This is a genomic window from Herbaspirillum sp. meg3 (assembly GCF_002257565.1).
Lineage (GTDB): Bacteria > Pseudomonadota > Gammaproteobacteria > Burkholderiales > Burkholderiaceae_D > Herbaspirillum.
Map to the genome: position 1 here is coordinate 4,436,813 of NZ_CP022736.1, position 16,906 is coordinate 4,453,718.

A 16,906-nucleotide genomic window follows, 5' to 3' on the forward strand; every position below is an offset into this window, starting at 1 on the left:
ATCCCTTATTATATGGGAACTCAACATCATCAAACGAATTCCTCTGATTGTTCATGTCTTTAAATAATTCCCCTACCGATTCGCGTCTGTCCCTGTTGCAGGCATGGCTGCCAACCCTGACTGCAACCCCGACGCTGGTCGAGACGCTGCGCCCCGCCTCTGCCGATGCCAGCTTCCGTCGCTATTTCCGCGTGGATACACCCGACAAGAAAACGCTGATCGTCATGGACGCGCCACCCCCGCAAGAAGACGTGCGCCCGTTCATTCACGTCGCCGACGTCTTTGGCAAAACCGGCGTGTCCGTACCGTCCGTGCTGGCACAGGATGTGGATCGCGGTTTTTTGCTGCTGTCGGATCTGGGCTCGACAACTTATCTGAACCAGCTCAACAACGATACTGCGCATAAGCTCTACATCGACGCCATCGATGCGCTGGTGCTGCTGCAAACCCAGAGCAAGCCCGATGTGCTGCCGGAGTATGACCGCGCCCTGCTGTCGCGCGAGCTGCAACTTTTCCCCGATTGGTACATCGCCAAGCATCTGAATGTGGCGCTGACAGATGACCAGAAAAACACTCTGAGCAAAGTCTTCGACACTCTGCTCGCCAACAATCTGGCGCAGGCGCAGGTGTACGTCCATCGTGATTATCATTCGCGCAACCTGATGGTGCTGCCTGGTGGCAATCCGGGCATCATCGATTTCCAGGATGCAGTCTACGGCCCGATTACCTACGATCTGGTCTCGCTGCTGCGCGACGCGTATATCCAGTGGGATGAAGAAATGGTGCTGGACTGGGTCATTCGGTACTGGGAACGCGCCAAGCGCGCCGGCCTGTCGGTGGCCCCGGATATCGACACCTTTTACCGAGATTTCGAGTTCATGGGCCTGCAGCGGCATCTGAAAGTATTGGGAATATTTGCACGTCTTTACCATCGCGACGGCAAGGATGCCTATCTGAAAGACATGCCGCTGGTCATGGAATACACGCTCAAGGCGGCGCGCCGCTATACCGCGCTGGCACCGCTGGTCAGACTGATTGAGAAGCTGGAAGACAAAGCGCCGCAAGTCGGCTACACCTTCTGAGGCAGCGCCAACAATGAAAGCGATGATTTTTGCCGCCGGCCGCGGCGAGCGTATGCGCCCGCTGACCGATACCTGTCCCAAGCCCTTGCTGAAGGTGCGTGGACGTCCGTTGATTGTCTGGCAAATCCTGAATCTGGTTCGTGCAGGCATCACGGAAATTGTGATCAATCACGCCCATCTCGGTCACATGTTTGAAGAAACGCTGGGCGACGGTTCGCAGTTCGGCGCCCGGATTCAGTATTCGGCCGAAGGCACCGCGCTGGAAACCGCCGGCGGCATCGCCAAGGCGCGTCATCTGCTGGGCGAAGATCCCTTCGTCGCCATCTCGGGCGACATCTACATTCCGCATTTTGATTTCGAGCAGGTCAAGACCGTGCTCGAAGACAACGATCTGTGGGGAAATCCGATACCATTGGAGAAGCGCGACGTTGCCTGGATCTATCTGGTGAAGAACCCGCCGCACCATCCGACCGGCGATTTCGCGCTGAACAGCTTTTCGATCGCCAACGAAGGATCACCGCTCTATACCTTCGCTAACATCGGCGTGTACCGGCCGCAAATGTTCGATGCCATTACCCCGGGCGAACACGCGAAACTTGGACCGCTGCTGCGCGAATACGCATCGCGCGGCCAGGTTGGGGGCGAGATTTATCGTGGCGAGTGGATCAACGTCGGCACTGTCGAACAGCTGAAAGAATTGAATACGCCCCTCGCCGGCAGATAACCCGGATGATCTGGAAGAAAGTACCAACATGACCATAGCCTCCTTCACCGCCCGCCGCGCCAAGCTCATCGCGCACATGCAAGCAAAAGGCGGTGGCGTCGCCATCATCCCGACCGCGCACGAAGTCATGCGCAATCGTGATGCCGACTACCCTTATCGTCACGACAGCTACTTCTACTACCTGTCCGGCTTCACGGAACCGGAAGCTATCATCGTCCTGATCTCCGGCCCAGGTAAAGAAAGCCGCAGCATCCTGTTCTGCCGCGACAAGAATCTCGAACGTGAAATCTGGGACGGCTACCGCTTCGGCCCTGACGCGGCACGCACGCAATTCGGCTTCGACGAAGCCTTTGCCGTGGATACGCTGAACAAAGAAATGCCGCAACTGCTGGCCGATGCGCCTGCCGTGTTCTACGCGCTGGGCCATGACGCCAAACGCGATGCGCAAGTGCAGGAATGGCTGCAAAGCGTGCGCGCACTCGGGCGTACCGGCGTATCCGCGCCATCGTCCATTGTCGACGTCAACGTGCTGCTCGATGAAATGCGCCTGTTCAAGGACGCTGGTGAAATCGACGTCATGAAACGCGCCGGCATCATTTCCGCCGAAGCGCACTGCCGCGCCATGCGCCTGTCGCGTCCCGGCCTGCGCGAATATCATCTGGAAGCCGAATTGCTGCACGAGTTCCGCAAGAACGGCTCGCAGTATCCGGCCTACGGCTCCATCGTCGCCACCGGTGCCAACGCCTGCGTGCTGCACTACCGCGCCAGCGATGCCGAACTGAAAGATGGTGATCTGGTGCTGATCGACGCCGGCTGCGAACTCGACAGCTATGCCTCTGACATCACACGCACCTTCCCGGCCAACGGCAAGTTCTCCGGTCCGCAAAAGGAATTGTACGAAATCGTTCTGGCTGCGCAAGACGCTGCCATTGCCGAAACCCGCCCCGGAAAGCGCTTCATGGACGGCCACGACGCCGCCGTGCGCGTGCTGGCACAAGGCATGCTCGATACCGGTCTGCTCGACAAGAGCAAAGTCGGTTCGCTCGACGATGTGATCGCCAAAGGCGACTACCGCCAGTTCTACATGCACCGAACCGGTCACTGGCTGGGCATGGACGTGCACGACGTCGGCGAATACCGCGACCCGGCTGATAGCAACGGCGACAAGCCATGGCGCACGCTGCAACCAGGTATGGTGCTGACGGTTGAACCAGGCATCTACGTGCGTCCAGCCGAAGGCGTTCCGGAGAAATACTGGAACATCGGTATCCGCATTGAAGACGATGCCCACGTCACGCCGGACGGCTGTGAAATCCTGACTACCGCCGCCCCCAACAAGGTTGCGGAAATCGAAGCGCTGATGCGTTCGACTTAGATCGTCTTTAGGCCGCTGCCAGAATCCCGATTTCCACAATCCAACCCATGAGCACCACCGACACCGCCCTCCCGTCACCGGACTACGACGTCATCATCTGTGGTGCCGGGCCGGTCGGCCTCAGTGCTGCCGCTTTGCTGCACAAGCGCGGCATTCCTGCAGCGCGTATTGCGCTGATCGACGCCAAAGCCGCAGAGCATGCGGCACAAGATCCGCGCACAATCGCTCTGTCCCACGGCAGCCAGCAAATCCTGCATGACATCGGCGCCTGGCCATTGATGGCGTCTGCAGTCACGTCCATTCACCAGATCCACGTCTCGCGGCGCGGGCACTTCGGCCGCACGCTGATCAATCGCGACGACTACAACCTTCCCGCGCTTGGCTATGTCGTGCGCTATGGCGCGCTGGTGAAAGCATTGACGACGGCGCTGACCTCGACTGCAGTGACCATCTTGCGCCCTGCCGAGGTTGCCGCGATTGACGAACAAGGAACGCAAGCCGCAGTGCAACTCGCTGATGGCCGCACACTCAGCGCCAATGTCGTGGTGCAGGCTGAAGGCGGCGTGTTCTCGGAACAAACTGCCAAGGCGTTGCAGCGTGATTACGAACAAGTCGCGATCGTCGCCCATGTCACCACGTCCGCCGGCATCGATCATCGCGCCTTCGAACGCTTCACAGCCGAGGGTCCGCTGGCGCTGTTGCCGCAGGATGACGGTTACGCTCTGGTGTGGTGTGTACGCCCCGAGACAGCCACGCACTTATTGGCGCTGGACGAGCCATCTTTTCTGCGCGCACTCGGCGAAGCCTTCGGTGCACGCGTGGGCCGCTTTACAACGTGCAGCGCGCGCAACAGCTACCCGCTCGGTCTTAACGCCGAACCCGGTGCTTCAGCGCGTACAGTCGCCATCGGCAATGCAGCGCAAACCCTGCATCCAGTTGCCGGCCAGGGGCTCAATCTCGGCCTGCGCGATGCCGTCGTGCTGGCCGGTGCCCTTACGCGCAATGCTTCCGGTACCGCAGCGCTGGCAGAATTTTCCGCCCAACGCCGTCGTGACCGCAGCGCCACCATCAAGCTGACCGACCTGATGGCGCGCGTTTTCGCCAGTGCACCCGATGGCACGCCTTCGCAAGCCTTGCTTGGCTTATCGCTCGGCCTGATCGATGTAGCCGCGCCCGCCAAACGCCTTCTGGCGGAACAAATGATGTTCGGCTGGCGCTGAGTCCTCAGCTGAGTCACCCCGGAAACCCTTGCAGGCAGCGTCCGGCATGAGACAATGCAATATTGCCGCATCCCTGCGACCCTGTCCTGAACGAATAAGACAATGAAACAAGATCCCCGCTTCCCCAATCTGTTCATCCTGAATCACCCGCTGATCCAGCACAAACTCTCGCACATGCGCGACAAGCGCACCTCGACGCGCACCTTCCGCGACCTGCTGCGCGAGATCACTTTACTGATGGGCTACGAAATCACGCGCGATTTGCCGCTGACCACCGAGTCCATCGAAACACCGTTGGTCACCTATGACGCGCCCGTCATCGCCGGTAAAAAACTGGCCGTGGTGCCGGTGCTGCGTGCCGGCATCGGCATGAGCGATGGCTTGCTGGAACTGATCCCGTCAGCGCGCGTCGGCCACATCGGTGTGTATCGTAACGACCAGCATCAGCCGGTGGAATATCTGGTGCGCCTGCCCGACCTGCAAGACCGCACCATGATTCTGTGCGACCCGATGGTGGCGACCGGCAATTCCGCCGTGTACGCCGTCGATGTCCTGAAGAAACGTGGCGTGACTGCTGAAAACATCATTTTCGTCGCGCTGGTGGCGGCGCCGGAAGGCGTACAGGTATTCCATGACGCGCATCCGGACGTGAAGCTGTACGTCGCTTCGCTGGATTCGCATCTGGACAGCCATGCTTATATCGTGCCAGGCCTGGGCGATGCCGGTGACCGGATTTTCGGCACCAAGTAGTTTCTTCCACCTCATCAAAAAAGCCGCCGGATCTGACCCCGGCGGCTTTTTTATTTCTGATACATCAAGGCGATTTACTCAACTGCCTTGACCATATCTTCAATCACCTTCTTGGCATCGCCAAACACCATCATGGTTTTATCCATGTAGAACAGTTCGTTGTCCAGACCGGCATAACCGGCAGCCATCGAACGCTTGTTGACGATGACCGTCTTGGCTTTATAGGCCTCGAGAATCGGCATGCCGGCGATCGGCGACTTCGGATCCTTGGCCGCCGGATTGACCACGTCATTGGCGCCCAGCACCAGCACCACGTCGGCCTGACCAAACTCACTGTTGATGTCTTCCATTTCGAAGACCTGATCGTAAGGCACTTCCGCTTCGGCCAACAGCACGTTCATGTGGCCCGGCATGCGACCCGCGACCGGATGGATCGCATACTTCACGATCACGCCCTTGTGGGTCAGCTTCTCGGTCAGCTCCTTCAGTGCATGCTGCGCACGTGCCACCGCCAGACCGTAGCCCGGGACGATGATCACAGTCTCTGCGTTGCCCATCAGGAAGGCCGCGTCATCAGCCGAGCCCGACTTGACGTTGCGTTGCGCCTGCGCACCACCTGCAGCTGCAGCAGCAGGGTCGCCGCCGAAGCCGCCGAGGATGACGTTGAAGAACGAACGGTTCATCGCCTTGCACATGATGTACGACAGAATCGCACCACTTGATCCCACCAGCGAACCGGCAATGATCAGCATCGAGTTGTTCAGCGAGAAGCCGATACCCGCTGCCGCCCAGCCGGAATAGCTATTGAGCATCGACACCACCACCGGCATATCGGCGCCGCCGATCGGGATGATGATCAGCACGCCCAGCACGAAGGCAATCGCCGCCATGATGATGAACGGCAACCAATGTTGCGTCAGCACGAAGATCACGCCGAAGCCGATCATCGCCAGCGCCAGCAACAGGTTCAGCATGTGCTGACCGGAGAAGCTCACCGGCGCACCCTGGAACAGGCGGAACTTGTATTTGCCGGACAGCTTGCCGAACGCAATCACCGAACCGGAGAAGGTGATCGCACCGACGAAGGTGCCGATGAACAATTCAACGCGATTGCCCAGCGGGATCGCTTCGCCATGTGCGGCGATGTTGAACGCCCAAGGTTCTGCGACTGCCGCGACGGCGATACAGACTGCCGCCAGACCGATCAGCGAGTGCATCGCCGCGACCAGCTCAGGCATCTTGGTCATCTCGACGCTCTTGGCCAGATAGGCGCCAATGCCACCGCCGACCACCACGCCGCCTGCCACCAGCCAGAAGCCGATGCCGGAACTTGGCATGTCGCCCTTGAGCTTGATGATCAGCGCCAGTGTGGTGACAACGGCAATCGTCATGCCGGCAATGCCGAAGGCATTACCGCGGCGCGCCGTCGAAGGATGCGACAAGCCTTTCAATGCCTGGATGAAAAAGACCGAAGCGATCAGGTACAGCAGGGTTACCAGATTCATGCTCATGCTGATGCCCCCGCCTTGTCTGTCTTGGTCTTGGGTTCTTTTTTCTTGAACATCTCCAGCATGCGCTGGGTGACCATGAAGCCGCCGAAGACATTGACCGCCGCCAAGGCGACCGCCAGCGTGCCGGCGATACGGCCGACCGGTCCTTCGGTCAGGCCGGCTGCCAGCATGGCGCCGATGATGATGATGGCCGAGATGGCATTGGTGACCGCCATGAGCGGTGTGTGCAATGCCGGTGTGACTGTCCAGACCACGTGGTAGCCGACGTAAATCGCCAGCACGAAGATGATCAGGTTGATGATGGTGTGACTGACTTCCATGTGAGTTCTCCGCTTTCTTGAATTCTTATTTCCGCAGCACTTCGCCGCCCGAACACAGCAAGGTCGCCGCGACGATGTCGTCTTCGCGGTTGATGACCAGCTTGCCTTCGCCATCTACGATCAGCTTGAGGAAGTCGAGTACGTTGCGCGAATACAGCGCCGAAGCATCGGCCGCCACCAACGCCGCCAGATTGCCCTCGCCGATGATGTGCACGCCATGCTTGATCACCGTCTTGCCGGACTCGGACAGAGGACAGTTACCGCCCTGATCGACCGCCATGTCGAGAATGACCGAGCCGGGCTTCATGGCCTTGACGGTTTCTTCGCTGATCAGCACCGGTGCCTTGCGGCCCGGAATCAGCGCGGTGGTGATAATGATGTCGGCTTGCTTGGCGCGTTCATGCACCAGCTCGGCCTGACGACGCATCCAGTCGGCCGGCATCGGACGGGCATAGCCGCCGACGCCTTGGGCGATTTCCTTTTCTTCATCGGTGATGAAAGGCACGTCGAGGAATTTCGCACCCAGTGATTCGATCTGCTCCTTGACCGCAGGACGCACATCGGAGGCTTCAATCACGGCCCCCAGACGCTTGGCGGTGGCAATCGCCTGCAAACCGGCGACGCCGGCGCCCATGATTAGCATGCGCGCAGCCTTGACGGTACCGGCGGCGGTCATCAGCATCGGCATGAAGCGTTGATACGTATTGGCAGCCATCAACACGGCTTTGTAACCGGCAATGTTGGCTTGCGAGGACAAGACGTCCATGGACTGCGCACGCGTGGTACGCGGTGCGGCTTCCAGTGCGAAGGCGGTCAGCCCTGCCGCCGCCATGGCGGCGATGTTGTCAGCATCGAAAGGATTGAGCATGCCGACCACCACCGTGCCTGACTTCAGACGAGCACGCTCGTCGGCGCTGGGAGCGCGCACTTTGAGGAGCGCATCGGCGGCATAGACGTCGCTTGCCGCTGCGATCACAGCCCCGGCGGCAACATAGGCCTCGTCGGTAATGCTGGATTTGATACCGGCGCCTGATTCGACCAGCACCTCATGTTTGGCGGCGATCAGTTTTTTGACTGTTTCCGGGGTTGCCGCAACGCGTGTTTCTCCGTCCCGACTTTCGACGGGGATGCCTAGCCTCATTCAGAGCTCCTGTAGTTGTAATTTCTTACCGGAATCTTACACGTAAAATTTAGAGATCGACAACTTTGCGCAAACACCCTGTTTCGCAATGCCAACTCGCATCTTTGCCGCGTCCCCTGAAGGCTTTGCCCAGCCACGGTAAAATGGCGGCTGTTGTAAGTTAAGGATAATGATGACTGAAGTATGGAAGCCCTCCGTCACTGTCGCTGCGATCATCGAGCGCGAGGGCCGTTTTTTGATGATTGAAGAGCAAGCCAGCGACGGCTTGCGCCTGAACCAGCCGGCCGGCCACCTTGACGAAGGCGAAGCACTGACTCAAGCAGTGGTGCGCGAGGCATTGGAAGAGTCCGCATACGATTTCGAACCGACTGCTTTAATCGGCATGTATATGTCGCGCAATGTATCGTCCGCACGCGCCGGTACGGATACCACCTACTTGCGTTTTGCATTTGCCGGAAAACTGGGTGACAAACACGACCGCCCGCTCGATACCGGCATCGTACGCACGCTATGGATGACACGCGACGAAATCGCAGCATGCACCGAGCGCCATCGCAGTCCTTTGGTCTTGCGTTGCATCGATGATTACCTCAGCGGCCAACGCGCGCCGCTGTCTTTACTGTATACCGACGCCAGCGTGACCGCGGCTGCCGTCAAAGAAGCAACTGGAGCAATTGGAGTAACACATGGCTAAGAAGAAAGTCGTCATCGGCATGTCAGGCGGCGTCGACTCGTCCGTGTCCGCGTGGCTGTTGAAAGAGCAGGGCTACGAGGTCATCGGCCTGTTCATGAAGAATTGGGAAGACGACGACGATTCCGAATACTGCTCGACCCGCCAGGACTGGATTGATGCAGCCAGCGTGGCCGATGTCGTGGGTGTGGACATTGAGGCGGTCAACTTTGCCGCGGAATACAAAGATCGCGTGTTCGCTGAATTTTTGCGCGAATACCAGGCCGGACGTACGCCCAACCCGGACGTGCTGTGCAACGCCGAAATCAAGTTCAAGGCCTTCCTCGACCATGCCATGCTGTTGGGCGCGGATCTGATCGCCACCGGCCACTACGCGCGGGTGCGTGAGAATCCGGTCGGCAAGTTCGAACTCATGAAGGCGGTCGACGCCAGCAAGGATCAAAGCTACTTCCTGCACAGGCTGAATCAGGCGCAATTGTCGAAGACGCTGTTCCCACTGGGGGAGATCCACAAGACTGAAGTACGCAAGATCGCCGAGCAACTGAAGCTGCCGAACGCGACCAAGAAGGATTCGACCGGTATCTGCTTCATCGGCGAGCGCCCTTTCCGCGAATTCCTCAATCGCTATCTGTCGTACAAACCCGGCCCGATGAAGACCCCGGAAGGCGATATCGTCGGCGAACACGTCGGCCTGAGTTTTTACACGCTGGGCCAGCGCAAGGGCATCGGCCTGGGCGGCATCAAGGCGCATCAGAACGCCGACGGTAACAGCGACGCCTGGTACGTGGCGCGCAAAGACGTGGAGAACAATACGCTCTATATCGTGCAAGGCCACGATCATCCATGGCTGCTTTCGTCGCAATTGGGCGCGAGCCAGATCAGTTGGGTCTCCGGCGAAGCCCCGGACAGGGAAGCATTGAGCGCCAAGACACGCTATCGCCAGGCCGATGTGCCCTGCACCTTCAATGACGACGGTGCACGTTTCGACCTGCGCTTTAGCGATCCTCAGTGGGCGGTCACACCTGGCCAGTCCGCCGTGTTGTATCAGGGCGACGTCTGTCTCGGCGGCGGGATTATCGAATCGGTATAAAACCCGTCGAATCGCTCAAAAAACGCTCCGTCTGCCCTGTGCAGCGGGGCGTTTTTCTTTTCTGGCAACAAAATTCATTTCCCGTCATTTCCGGCAAGAAAGAAAGTCGCAACAAAACATAAAAGAGCTTGCAATCTTGGATTAAATGACGAATAATCTAAATAAGAATTGTTCGCATTTAATAGGAGGTTATGATGAACCAACTGATCGAGCACGGAAGTGAACGTCGTAACAAGCCAGCCACTGCAGCAAATGGCTCCCCCATCACTCGCATCAAGAGCCAGGACTTGTTCCGGCAGATGCGCGAGTTGGAGATCGACCACGGCGGGCGTATTTACAAACTGCGTCTGACTCAGCTGAACAAGCTGATTCTGACGGCCTGAGTCCGACCGCGTAACCCGAAAATAAAATCATCTCAAAGAATTTGTATTTGAACGATGGTACAAAACCAGCCAGCCAACGGTAATGCCACAGCGTTAGTCGTTAGCCAGCCAAGCTTGCCGATTAAGGAGAGTTTGATGGTTACCGAAAAAATGGATTCTGCTTTCGTAGAACCTAATAGCGCGCCGGCACAGCCAGAGCTGCTGGTCTCAGCAGTGCTGCATTTGATGTCTCACTACACTGCCAGCAATCAGGAAACCAAAAGCTGCGTCAAATTGGCGTCAGTGATTGAACGGCACCTGAAAGCATTGGCGGATTTGCCGAATCTGGCTCCGGTATTGCGGGCAACCTGCCAACAATTGTCGGAACAGTGGGCAACCGTAGTGGAACGTACCATGCCGCAACCCGAGAAATTTAACTTGTTTGCTCGCATCGTTTCAGGAGCGAGATCCATTTAAGAGCCTACATACCCAGGCGGCAAGGCGTACAATGATCGTATGTGTTTGTAACAACATTTCTGAAGGCAAGATTCATCAGGCAGTGAACGCAGGCATGACCTCAATGTCCGAGCTTCGCAAGGAGCTCGGTGTTGGTACTTGCTGCGGCAAATGCCATACCTGCGCCAAACACGTCCTGCGCGAATGCCTGAGCAATTCCCATCAAACACGCAATACAGTGCAAGCCATGGTGTTCCACGCGAACACCGCTATTGCATAAAGATTATTTATGAACGCCTTATCGCCTACTATGAGTAGCAGCTCGTCTAATCCCGTTGGCACCGTCTGGCGTCAGGTCAGAAAAATCGGCCCGCTGGGCCTCATCATTCTGCTGCATATTGCATTCTTCTATGCGCTGCAAAGCGGGCTGATTCACCAAGTCGCGAACGCGATTCCCAAAGAAGTCATCGCCACATTTGTCACACCCGAGCGCGCACCTGAACCAGCTCCGCCAAAAGCACCTCCGGCACCACCCAAGGTCGTTCAGGTTGTAAAGAAATCCGTCACACCGCCGCCACCGATTCCGGTCACGCAGGCGCCTGCACCAACTGCAATCTCGGCGCCGCCGACACCACCGCAGCCTGCTGAGCCATCGCCGCCTGCTGCAGCGCCGGCACCGGCTCCTGCATCGCCGCCAGGCCCGCCACCGCCGAAGCAAATCACCTCCGGTATCGAATACATTGAAGCACCTCGTCCGAACTATCCGCCCGCGTCCAAACGGATGGGCGAAGAAGGCGTCGTGCAGTTCCGCGTGCTGGTCAACACATCGGGTAAGGCGGAAAAAGTCGATATTCTCAAGGGATCGGGTTCGTCCCGCCTAGATGATGAGGCTCGCCGCGCTGTCATGCGCGCTGTGTTCAAGCCTTATATCGAAGACGGTAAGCCTATCGTCGTGTCTGCGACCGGCGCAATCACATTCAAACTGGACCGCTGATCGCAGCGGACATGCGGAATAAAATCAGTTAATTCATTCACTACAGTCATAAAAGGAAGTCATCATGGAAGTTAGTCCGTACGGATTGGAAAGCCTGTGGGCGCAAGGGGATTTCGTCACCAAGGGCGTGGCAGTACTGCTGCTCGCCATGTCGATCGCCTCCTGGTATGTGATCGTCACCAAAGCGCTGCAACTGCTGCGTTTCCGCCGCGCCTCCGACGCTGCCGGTCATGCATTCTGGGACACCACCAGCCTGCCTGAGGGCGTTGCGACACTGGGCACCGACAACCCGTTTGCTGAAGTCGCCAAGGCCGGCGTGACTTCGATGAGCCATCACACTGCCCACAAGGGTCATTTGCACGATCAACTGTCGGTCAGCGACTGGGTTACCCTGTCTCTGCGCCAAGCCATTGATGAAGCGTCCGGTAAGCTGCAGACCGGCATGGCCGTTCTGGCATCGGTTGGTTCGACAGCACCGTTCGTCGGTCTGTTCGGCACCGTCTGGGGTATCTACCACGCGCTGGTGTCCATCGGCACATCCGGTCAGGCCAGCATCGACAAGGTCGCCGGTCCTGTCGGCGAAGCGCTGATCATGACCGCTCTGGGTCTGGCAGTGGCAATTCCAGCAACCTTCGGCTACAACGCACTGGTTCGCGGCAACAAGACCACCATCGCTAAACTGAACAAGTTCGGCTTTGATCTGCACGCCCTGTTTGTTACCGGTGCACGTTCTGCAACCGAGGACACAGAAACAGGCACCACCAAAAGCGCCAAACTGACGGCCGTCGGGAGAGCGTAATGGCGATGGGTTCCCTGTCCGACTCGGACGACGACTTCAACCCGGAGATCAATACCACTCCGCTGGTTGACGTGATGCTGGTGCTGCTGATCATCTTCATCATCACCATTCCGGTCATGAATCACGCCGTCAAGATCGACTTGCCGCGCGCGACTAATCAACCGGATGAAACCAAGCCGCAAAACATCAATCTGTCGATCGATGCGAGTGGCAAGGTGTTCTGGAACGACGAGCAGATCGACAGTAACCAGTTGAATCTGCGTATCGCCGAAGCTGCCAAAAAGCAGCCTCAACCGGAATTGCATCTGCGCGCCGAGCGTACGACGCAGTACGAGAAAGTGGCGCAAGTGATGGCTGCGGCTCAATCTGGAGGTCTATCCAAGATTGGCTTCGTCACCGATCCGCAAGCAAAGTAAGTCATCTCCTAAGCTGGCGAGGCCGTCACGCTCGCTACGTCACAGAGCCTTCATTCTTCAGGGAATGGAGGCTTTGTTGTTTTGAGCGCTGTTCGCTCAAACCCGCTTGTGGCAAGCTATCCGTGCGGATGCGATAAGCCCGGTGCTGCTCCATAGAAATAAAGTAAGAATGATTCGCGCTAATTTATAGTGAAGTCCGGAATCGGCTGCGCTATGATCCGTCCGTTCACGCGGCTGGACGACTGTGCAGATCCCCTCTGCCTACCAGCCTGTCTTCTCCCACTATTATTCTCAGAGGTTCCTATGAAAGGCGATCCAGCGGTCATTAAGCTGCTCAATGCTCAATTGACTAACGAATTGACAGCCATCAATCAATATTTTTTGCACGCCCGCATGTACAAGCACTGGGGCTTTGAAAAGATTGCCAAGAAAGAGTACGCAGAGTCCATCGGCGAAATGAAGCACGCCGACAAGCTGATCGACCGCATCCTGATGCTCGACGGCCTGCCAAACCTGCAAGCACTGCACAAACTGATGATCGGCGAAAATACAGCAGAGATGCTGGAATGCGACCTGAAGCTGGAAAAAGCAGCACACAAGACCGTCAAAGAAGGCATCGCGACTTGCGAAACCCACGGTGACTACGTCTCCCGTGAACTGTTCCAGATGATTCTGGACGATACCGAAGAGCATATCGACTGGCTGGAAACTCAGCTCGATATCATCACAAAGATCGGCATCCAAAACTACCTGCAAACACAGATCATTGCAGAGTAATTACATCTGCCAGCCGCTCATGCGATGCGGCTGACATAAAAAAAGCGCGACTCAGGTCGCGCTTTTTGTTTGAGGCCTGTCATCAAGCCCCGGCCCCGAATGATTAATTCGGCGCTGTATCCTTAAAGGACTGCCGCTCGGACAGTTTCTCGAACAAACGCAGCAATTCAGGATAGTTCTCTTTCCATTGCGATTCGGGAAAGCGGAAGTTCAACCATCCCAAAGCACAGCCGACAGCAACATCCGCCAGTGAATAGTGATTGCCAACGCAATAAGTTTTTTCGCCCAATCCTGATGCCATGGATTTCAGCGATGCATCAACCTTGCTCCATTGACGCTTGATCCACTCCGGACTTTGCTGCCGTGTCGGGCGAGCCTTCTCCAGACGCACCAGAATTGCCGCATCCAACATGCCGTCAGCCAAAGCTTCCCAGCATTTCACTTCCGCCCGCTCACGACCGCCGGTAGGCATCAGCTTGCCGACCGGAGTCAGGATATCGAGATATTCCGAAATCACGCGGGAATCAAACATGGCGCCACCGTCATCCATCATCAGACAGGGCACTTTTCCAAGCGGGTTGAATTGCTGGATGGTCGTCGTCTCGCTCCATACATCTTCCAGAACCAGCTCGTAATCGATCTTCTTCTCCGCCATGACAATGCGAACTTTGCGAGCGTAGGGGCTTACCAGTGAGGCGATTAGTTTCATAGCAATTTTTGTAATAATCCGGCCCGATTATAGCATCGGGGACTCTCCATCAACGCCCGAAGGCCTACTTGCGACGACATGCGTAATGAACCTGATTCCGTCGCCCCGCAATGGTAAAATCGCGAGTCAATGCAGTTTCGCCTCGGCTGCCGCTTTCCATGAGCGCTCCGAATCCGAATTGCGCACCGTCGTTTCAACGCCGTTTTTCCGTCATCTTCATCCTTCATCCCGTTACTATCATGTCCCTCACCGCACTTTCCGCTCTCTCCCCTCTCGATGGCCGCTACGCAGCCAAAACCGACAAGCTGCGCCCTATCCTCTCCGAGGCCGGCTTCATGCACCATCGGGTGAAAGTAGAAATTGCCTGGCTGCAAGCTTTGTCGGCAGCGGGGTTTGCTGAGATCAAGCCGTTCTCGGCGAACGCCAGCGCGCTGCTCGACAAGCTGGCAACGGATTTCACAGAAGCCGATGCCGCGCGCATCAAGGAAATCGAAGCCGTCACCAACCATGACGTCAAAGCGGTTGAATATTGGCTCAAGGAAAAAGTCAAAGACGTGCCGGAACTGGTTGCCGCGTCCGAATTCATCCACTTCGCCTGCACCTCTGAAGACATCAACAACACGTCCCATGGCATGATGCTCAAGGCGGCGCGCGACACAGTCGTGTTGCCGGCCCTGCAAGGCCTGATTGCCAAACTGACCGAGCTGGCGCATGAACATGCCGCCGTGCCGATGATGTCGCGCACCCACGGCCAGCCGGCCAGCCCGACCACTCTGGGTAAAGAAATCGCCAATGTGGTCGCGCGCCTGCAACGCGCCGTCAAGCGCATCGCCGCCGTCGAAATCCTCGGCAAGATGAACGGCGCCGTCGGCAACTACAACGCCCATCTGTCCGCTTATCCGGAAACAGACTGGGCGGCATTTTCTAAAAACGTCATTGAGCAACGCCTGGGCCTGGTGTTCAACCCTTACACCATCCAGATCGAACCGCACGATTACATGGCTGAACTGTTTGATGCGGTCGCACGCGCCAATACCATCCTTCTGGATCTGAACCGCGACGTCTGGGGCTACATTTCCCTTGGCTACTTCAAGCAACGCACCAAGGCTGGTGAAATCGGCTCCTCGACCATGCCGCACAAGGTCAATCCGATCGACTTCGAAAACTCCGAAGGCAATCTGGGCATGGCCAACGCCGTCCTCAAGCATTTGTCCGAAAAGCTGCCGGTTTCGCGCTGGCAGCGCGATCTGACCGACTCGACCGTCCTGCGCAACATTGGTGTGGCCTTTGGCTACGCTGTACTGGCCTATGACAGCTGCCTGCGCGGCCTGAACAAACTGGAAGTCAATCCTGCGCGCCTGGCCGAAGATCTGGACAATACCTGGGAAGTCTTGGCCGAGCCGGTGCAAACCGTCATGCGCCGCTATGGCATCGAAAATCCCTACGAGCAATTGAAGGAACTGACCCGCGGCAAGGGCATTTCGAAAGACGCCTTGCGCGACTTCATCAACGGCCTCGCCATCCCGCAAGATGCGAAGGATCACCTGCTGGCCATGACGCCGGCCAATTACATCGGCGAAGCAATCACCTTGGCCAAAAATATTTAAGCGTACGAGGAAATCCGGCGGAACCCAAAGCCGCCGGATCTCTCCAATAGCGCGGCAACAGATCAACAGATCGATTGTTAACGTAAATGGATCAGTGAAATCAGTTTTACTGATCTATTGCGAATCTAGAAAAGCCTTTATGCTGCGGCATTGCATCAAAAATGCGAGTCGGCTTATATAACGATCACTTCAAACGATCACAAAGGAACAAGCATGGTTGCTGTGCTGCATAGAGATTTCGCCCAAGCTACCGATGTCGCAATGACGGCCGACGGCATGCAATACCTGCTTTGTCCAAAGTAAGCACTCGCTTGCCGCCCCTCTCCTTACACTTTCCACCAGCAACCGCCATGGAACGCTACACAAAACCTGCGATTTTGTTGCACTGGCTGATCGCCCTGCTGATCATTGCCGCCTTTTCGCTCGGCCTGACAATGGTCAACATCCCGGGCCTGACGCCGACCAAGCTGAAGTATTTTTCCTGGCACAAATGGCTGGGCGTCACCGTGCTCGCCTTGGCGTGTCTTCGCTTGCTCTGGCGCCTGACGCATGCCGCTCCGGCGTACCCGGTACACATGCCGCGCTGGCAGCAAAGTGCCGCGCATGCGCTGCACGGTTTGCTTTACATCTTGATTTTTGCGATTCCAATTTCCGGGTATTTCTATAGTCTCGCCGCGGGTGTTCCCGTCGTCTATCTGGGCCTTTACCCACTACCGGTTTTCATCGATCCCAATCCGGAACTCAAACCTTTGCTCAAGCTGGTGCACTACTGGCTGAACATGACTTTGCTAGCCGCTTTCTGCCTGCATGTATTGGCTGCGCTGAAGCATCAATTCATCGATCGCGACGGCGTACTTAAACGTATCCTGCCCTGATTATCTT

General features: G+C 57.2%; 20 protein-coding genes. 16 read left to right on the forward strand and 4 right to left on the reverse strand.

Annotated elements, in window-relative coordinates; genetic code table 11:
• The first annotated feature begins 53 nt into the window (after positions 1-53).
• The 5 genes from hmeg3_RS19915 to upp all read left to right on the forward strand — a co-directional run bounded on the left by hmeg3_RS19915 (position 54) and on the right by upp (position 5,151).
• A complete protein-coding gene (locus hmeg3_RS19915; protein WP_094565278.1) occupies positions 54-1,082 on the forward strand; it encodes an aminoglycoside phosphotransferase family protein in 1,029 nt (342 codons plus the stop codon).
• A 13-nt stretch (positions 1,083-1,095) separates the two neighbouring features.
• Positions 1,096-1,806, forward strand: coding sequence for an N-acetylmuramate alpha-1-phosphate uridylyltransferase MurU (murU, locus tag hmeg3_RS19920; RefSeq protein ID WP_094565279.1), 711 nt, complete (start codon positions 1,096-1,098; stop codon positions 1,804-1,806).
• Between the two features lie 28 nt (positions 1,807-1,834).
• On the forward strand, positions 1,835-3,181 hold the full coding sequence (gene pepP, locus hmeg3_RS19925) for a Xaa-Pro aminopeptidase (RefSeq protein ID WP_094565280.1): 1,347 nt from the start codon (positions 1,835-1,837) through the stop codon (positions 3,179-3,181).
• Between the two features lie 47 nt (positions 3,182-3,228).
• Entirely contained in the window at positions 3,229-4,401 is a 1,173-nt protein-coding gene (locus hmeg3_RS19930) for an FAD-dependent monooxygenase (RefSeq protein WP_094565281.1), read from the forward strand.
• A gap of 102 nt (positions 4,402-4,503) precedes the next feature.
• The gene (gene upp, locus hmeg3_RS19935; protein ID WP_094565282.1) at positions 4,504-5,151 is read left to right on the forward strand and encodes a uracil phosphoribosyltransferase; all 648 of its coding nucleotides are present in this window, start codon (positions 4,504-4,506) and stop codon (positions 5,149-5,151) included.
• 74 nt (positions 5,152-5,225) lie between these two features.
• Here the strand turns inward: upp and hmeg3_RS19940 are convergent, their stop codons facing one another.
• The 3 genes from hmeg3_RS19940 to hmeg3_RS19950 are packed head-to-tail and all read right to left on the reverse strand — an operon-like array spanning position 5,226 to position 8,123.
• Positions 5,226-6,662 (reverse strand): NAD(P)(+) transhydrogenase (Re/Si-specific) subunit beta, encoded by a 1,437-nt coding sequence (locus tag hmeg3_RS19940; protein ID WP_094565283.1) that lies wholly within the window; start codon positions 6,660-6,662, stop codon positions 5,226-5,228.
• Complete coding sequence (locus hmeg3_RS19945; protein WP_094565284.1) at positions 6,659-6,982, reverse strand: NAD(P) transhydrogenase subunit alpha; 324 nt, start codon at positions 6,980-6,982, stop codon at positions 6,659-6,661. The genes hmeg3_RS19940 and hmeg3_RS19945 overlap by 4 nt, the downstream gene beginning before the upstream one ends.
• A 25-nt stretch (positions 6,983-7,007) precedes the next feature.
• Positions 7,008-8,123 carry a Re/Si-specific NAD(P)(+) transhydrogenase subunit alpha gene (locus hmeg3_RS19950; RefSeq protein WP_094565285.1) on the reverse strand — a complete coding sequence of 372 codons (1,116 nt, stop codon included), beginning with the start codon at positions 8,121-8,123 and terminating at the stop codon, positions 7,008-7,010.
• 172 nt (positions 8,124-8,295) lie between these two features.
• Between hmeg3_RS19950 and hmeg3_RS19955 the strand changes: the two genes are divergently transcribed.
• From hmeg3_RS19955 to bfr, 9 genes are all read left to right on the forward strand, one after another.
• Positions 8,296-8,817 carry an NUDIX hydrolase gene (locus tag hmeg3_RS19955; RefSeq protein ID WP_094565286.1) on the forward strand — a complete coding sequence of 174 codons (522 nt, stop codon included), beginning with the start codon at positions 8,296-8,298 and terminating at the stop codon, positions 8,815-8,817.
• A complete protein-coding gene (mnmA, locus tag hmeg3_RS19960; RefSeq protein ID WP_094565287.1) occupies positions 8,810-9,904 on the forward strand; it encodes a tRNA 2-thiouridine(34) synthase MnmA in 1,095 nt (364 codons plus the stop codon). Before hmeg3_RS19955 ends, mnmA begins: the two co-directional genes overlap by 8 nt.
• 194 nt (positions 9,905-10,098) lie before the next feature.
• A complete protein-coding gene (gene hemP, locus hmeg3_RS19965; protein ID WP_094565288.1) occupies positions 10,099-10,287 on the forward strand; it encodes a hemin uptake protein HemP in 189 nt (62 codons plus the stop codon).
• A 135-nt stretch (positions 10,288-10,422) separates the two neighbouring features.
• The gene (locus hmeg3_RS19970) at positions 10,423-10,743 is read left to right on the forward strand and encodes a hypothetical protein (protein ID WP_094565289.1); all 321 of its coding nucleotides are present in this window, start codon (positions 10,423-10,425) and stop codon (positions 10,741-10,743) included.
• Between the two features lie 31 nt (positions 10,744-10,774).
• On the forward strand, positions 10,775-11,002 hold the full coding sequence (locus tag hmeg3_RS19975) for a bacterioferritin-associated ferredoxin (protein WP_094565290.1): 228 nt from the start codon (positions 10,775-10,777) through the stop codon (positions 11,000-11,002).
• A 9-nt stretch (positions 11,003-11,011) separates the two neighbouring features.
• Positions 11,012-11,716, forward strand: coding sequence for an energy transducer TonB (locus hmeg3_RS19980; RefSeq protein WP_094565291.1), 705 nt, complete (start codon positions 11,012-11,014; stop codon positions 11,714-11,716).
• Between the two features lie 64 nt (positions 11,717-11,780).
• Positions 11,781-12,515, forward strand: a complete 735-nt coding sequence (locus hmeg3_RS19985; RefSeq protein WP_094565292.1) for a MotA/TolQ/ExbB proton channel family protein — start codon at positions 11,781-11,783, stop codon at positions 12,513-12,515.
• Positions 12,515-12,931, forward strand: coding sequence for a biopolymer transporter ExbD (locus hmeg3_RS19990; RefSeq protein ID WP_094565293.1), 417 nt, complete (start codon positions 12,515-12,517; stop codon positions 12,929-12,931). Before hmeg3_RS19985 ends, hmeg3_RS19990 begins: the two co-directional genes overlap by 1 nt.
• Before the next feature lie 303 nt (positions 12,932-13,234).
• Complete coding sequence (gene bfr / locus hmeg3_RS19995; protein ID WP_094565294.1) at positions 13,235-13,708, forward strand: bacterioferritin; 474 nt, start codon at positions 13,235-13,237, stop codon at positions 13,706-13,708.
• 103 nt (positions 13,709-13,811) lie between these two features.
• On the opposite strand, the gene hmeg3_RS20000 is transcribed toward bfr, so the two are convergent.
• The gene (locus hmeg3_RS20000) at positions 13,812-14,417 is read right to left on the reverse strand and encodes a glutathione S-transferase N-terminal domain-containing protein (RefSeq protein ID WP_094565295.1); all 606 of its coding nucleotides are present in this window, start codon (positions 14,415-14,417) and stop codon (positions 13,812-13,814) included.
• A 239-nt stretch (positions 14,418-14,656) separates the two neighbouring features.
• On the opposite strand from hmeg3_RS20000, the gene purB reads away from it, so the two are divergent.
• Positions 14,657-16,024 carry an adenylosuccinate lyase gene (gene purB / locus hmeg3_RS20005; RefSeq protein ID WP_094566468.1) on the forward strand — a complete coding sequence of 456 codons (1,368 nt, stop codon included), beginning with the start codon at positions 14,657-14,659 and terminating at the stop codon, positions 16,022-16,024.
• A gap of 350 nt (positions 16,025-16,374) precedes the next feature.
• Positions 16,375-16,899, forward strand: coding sequence for a cytochrome b (locus hmeg3_RS20010; protein ID WP_094565296.1), 525 nt, complete (start codon positions 16,375-16,377; stop codon positions 16,897-16,899).
• Positions 16,900-16,906: the final 7 nt, after the last annotated feature.

Coding starts and splice junctions, on each gene's coding strand:
- hmeg3_RS19915 (WP_094565278.1), top strand. CDS start 54: ATGTCTTTAAATAATTCCCCTACCGATTCGCGTCTGTCCCTGTTGCAG.
- murU (WP_094565279.1), top strand. CDS start 1,096: ATGAAAGCGATGATTTTTGCCGCCGGCCGCGGCGAGCGTATGCGCCCG.
- pepP (WP_094565280.1), top strand. CDS start 1,835: ATGACCATAGCCTCCTTCACCGCCCGCCGCGCCAAGCTCATCGCGCAC.
- hmeg3_RS19930 (WP_094565281.1), top strand. CDS start 3,229: ATGAGCACCACCGACACCGCCCTCCCGTCACCGGACTACGACGTCATC.
- upp (WP_094565282.1), top strand. CDS start 4,504: ATGAAACAAGATCCCCGCTTCCCCAATCTGTTCATCCTGAATCACCCG.
- hmeg3_RS19940 (WP_094565283.1), bottom strand. CDS start 6,662: ATGAGCATGAATCTGGTAACCCTGCTGTACCTGATCGCTTCGGTCTTT.
- hmeg3_RS19945 (WP_094565284.1), bottom strand. CDS start 6,982: ATGGAAGTCAGTCACACCATCATCAACCTGATCATCTTCGTGCTGGCG.
- hmeg3_RS19950 (WP_094565285.1), bottom strand. CDS start 8,123: ATGAGGCTAGGCATCCCCGTCGAAAGTCGGGACGGAGAAACACGCGTT.
- hmeg3_RS19955 (WP_094565286.1), top strand. CDS start 8,296: ATGACTGAAGTATGGAAGCCCTCCGTCACTGTCGCTGCGATCATCGAG.
- mnmA (WP_094565287.1), top strand. CDS start 8,810: ATGGCTAAGAAGAAAGTCGTCATCGGCATGTCAGGCGGCGTCGACTCG.
- hemP (WP_094565288.1), top strand. CDS start 10,099: ATGAACCAACTGATCGAGCACGGAAGTGAACGTCGTAACAAGCCAGCC.
- hmeg3_RS19970 (WP_094565289.1), top strand. CDS start 10,423: ATGGTTACCGAAAAAATGGATTCTGCTTTCGTAGAACCTAATAGCGCG.
- hmeg3_RS19975 (WP_094565290.1), top strand. CDS start 10,775: ATGATCGTATGTGTTTGTAACAACATTTCTGAAGGCAAGATTCATCAG.
- hmeg3_RS19980 (WP_094565291.1), top strand. CDS start 11,012: ATGAACGCCTTATCGCCTACTATGAGTAGCAGCTCGTCTAATCCCGTT.
- hmeg3_RS19985 (WP_094565292.1), top strand. CDS start 11,781: ATGGAAGTTAGTCCGTACGGATTGGAAAGCCTGTGGGCGCAAGGGGAT.
- hmeg3_RS19990 (WP_094565293.1), top strand. CDS start 12,515: ATGGCGATGGGTTCCCTGTCCGACTCGGACGACGACTTCAACCCGGAG.
- bfr (WP_094565294.1), top strand. CDS start 13,235: ATGAAAGGCGATCCAGCGGTCATTAAGCTGCTCAATGCTCAATTGACT.
- hmeg3_RS20000 (WP_094565295.1), bottom strand. CDS start 14,417: ATGAAACTAATCGCCTCACTGGTAAGCCCCTACGCTCGCAAAGTTCGC.
- purB (WP_094566468.1), top strand. CDS start 14,657: ATGTCCCTCACCGCACTTTCCGCTCTCTCCCCTCTCGATGGCCGCTAC.
- hmeg3_RS20010 (WP_094565296.1), top strand. CDS start 16,375: ATGGAACGCTACACAAAACCTGCGATTTTGTTGCACTGGCTGATCGCC.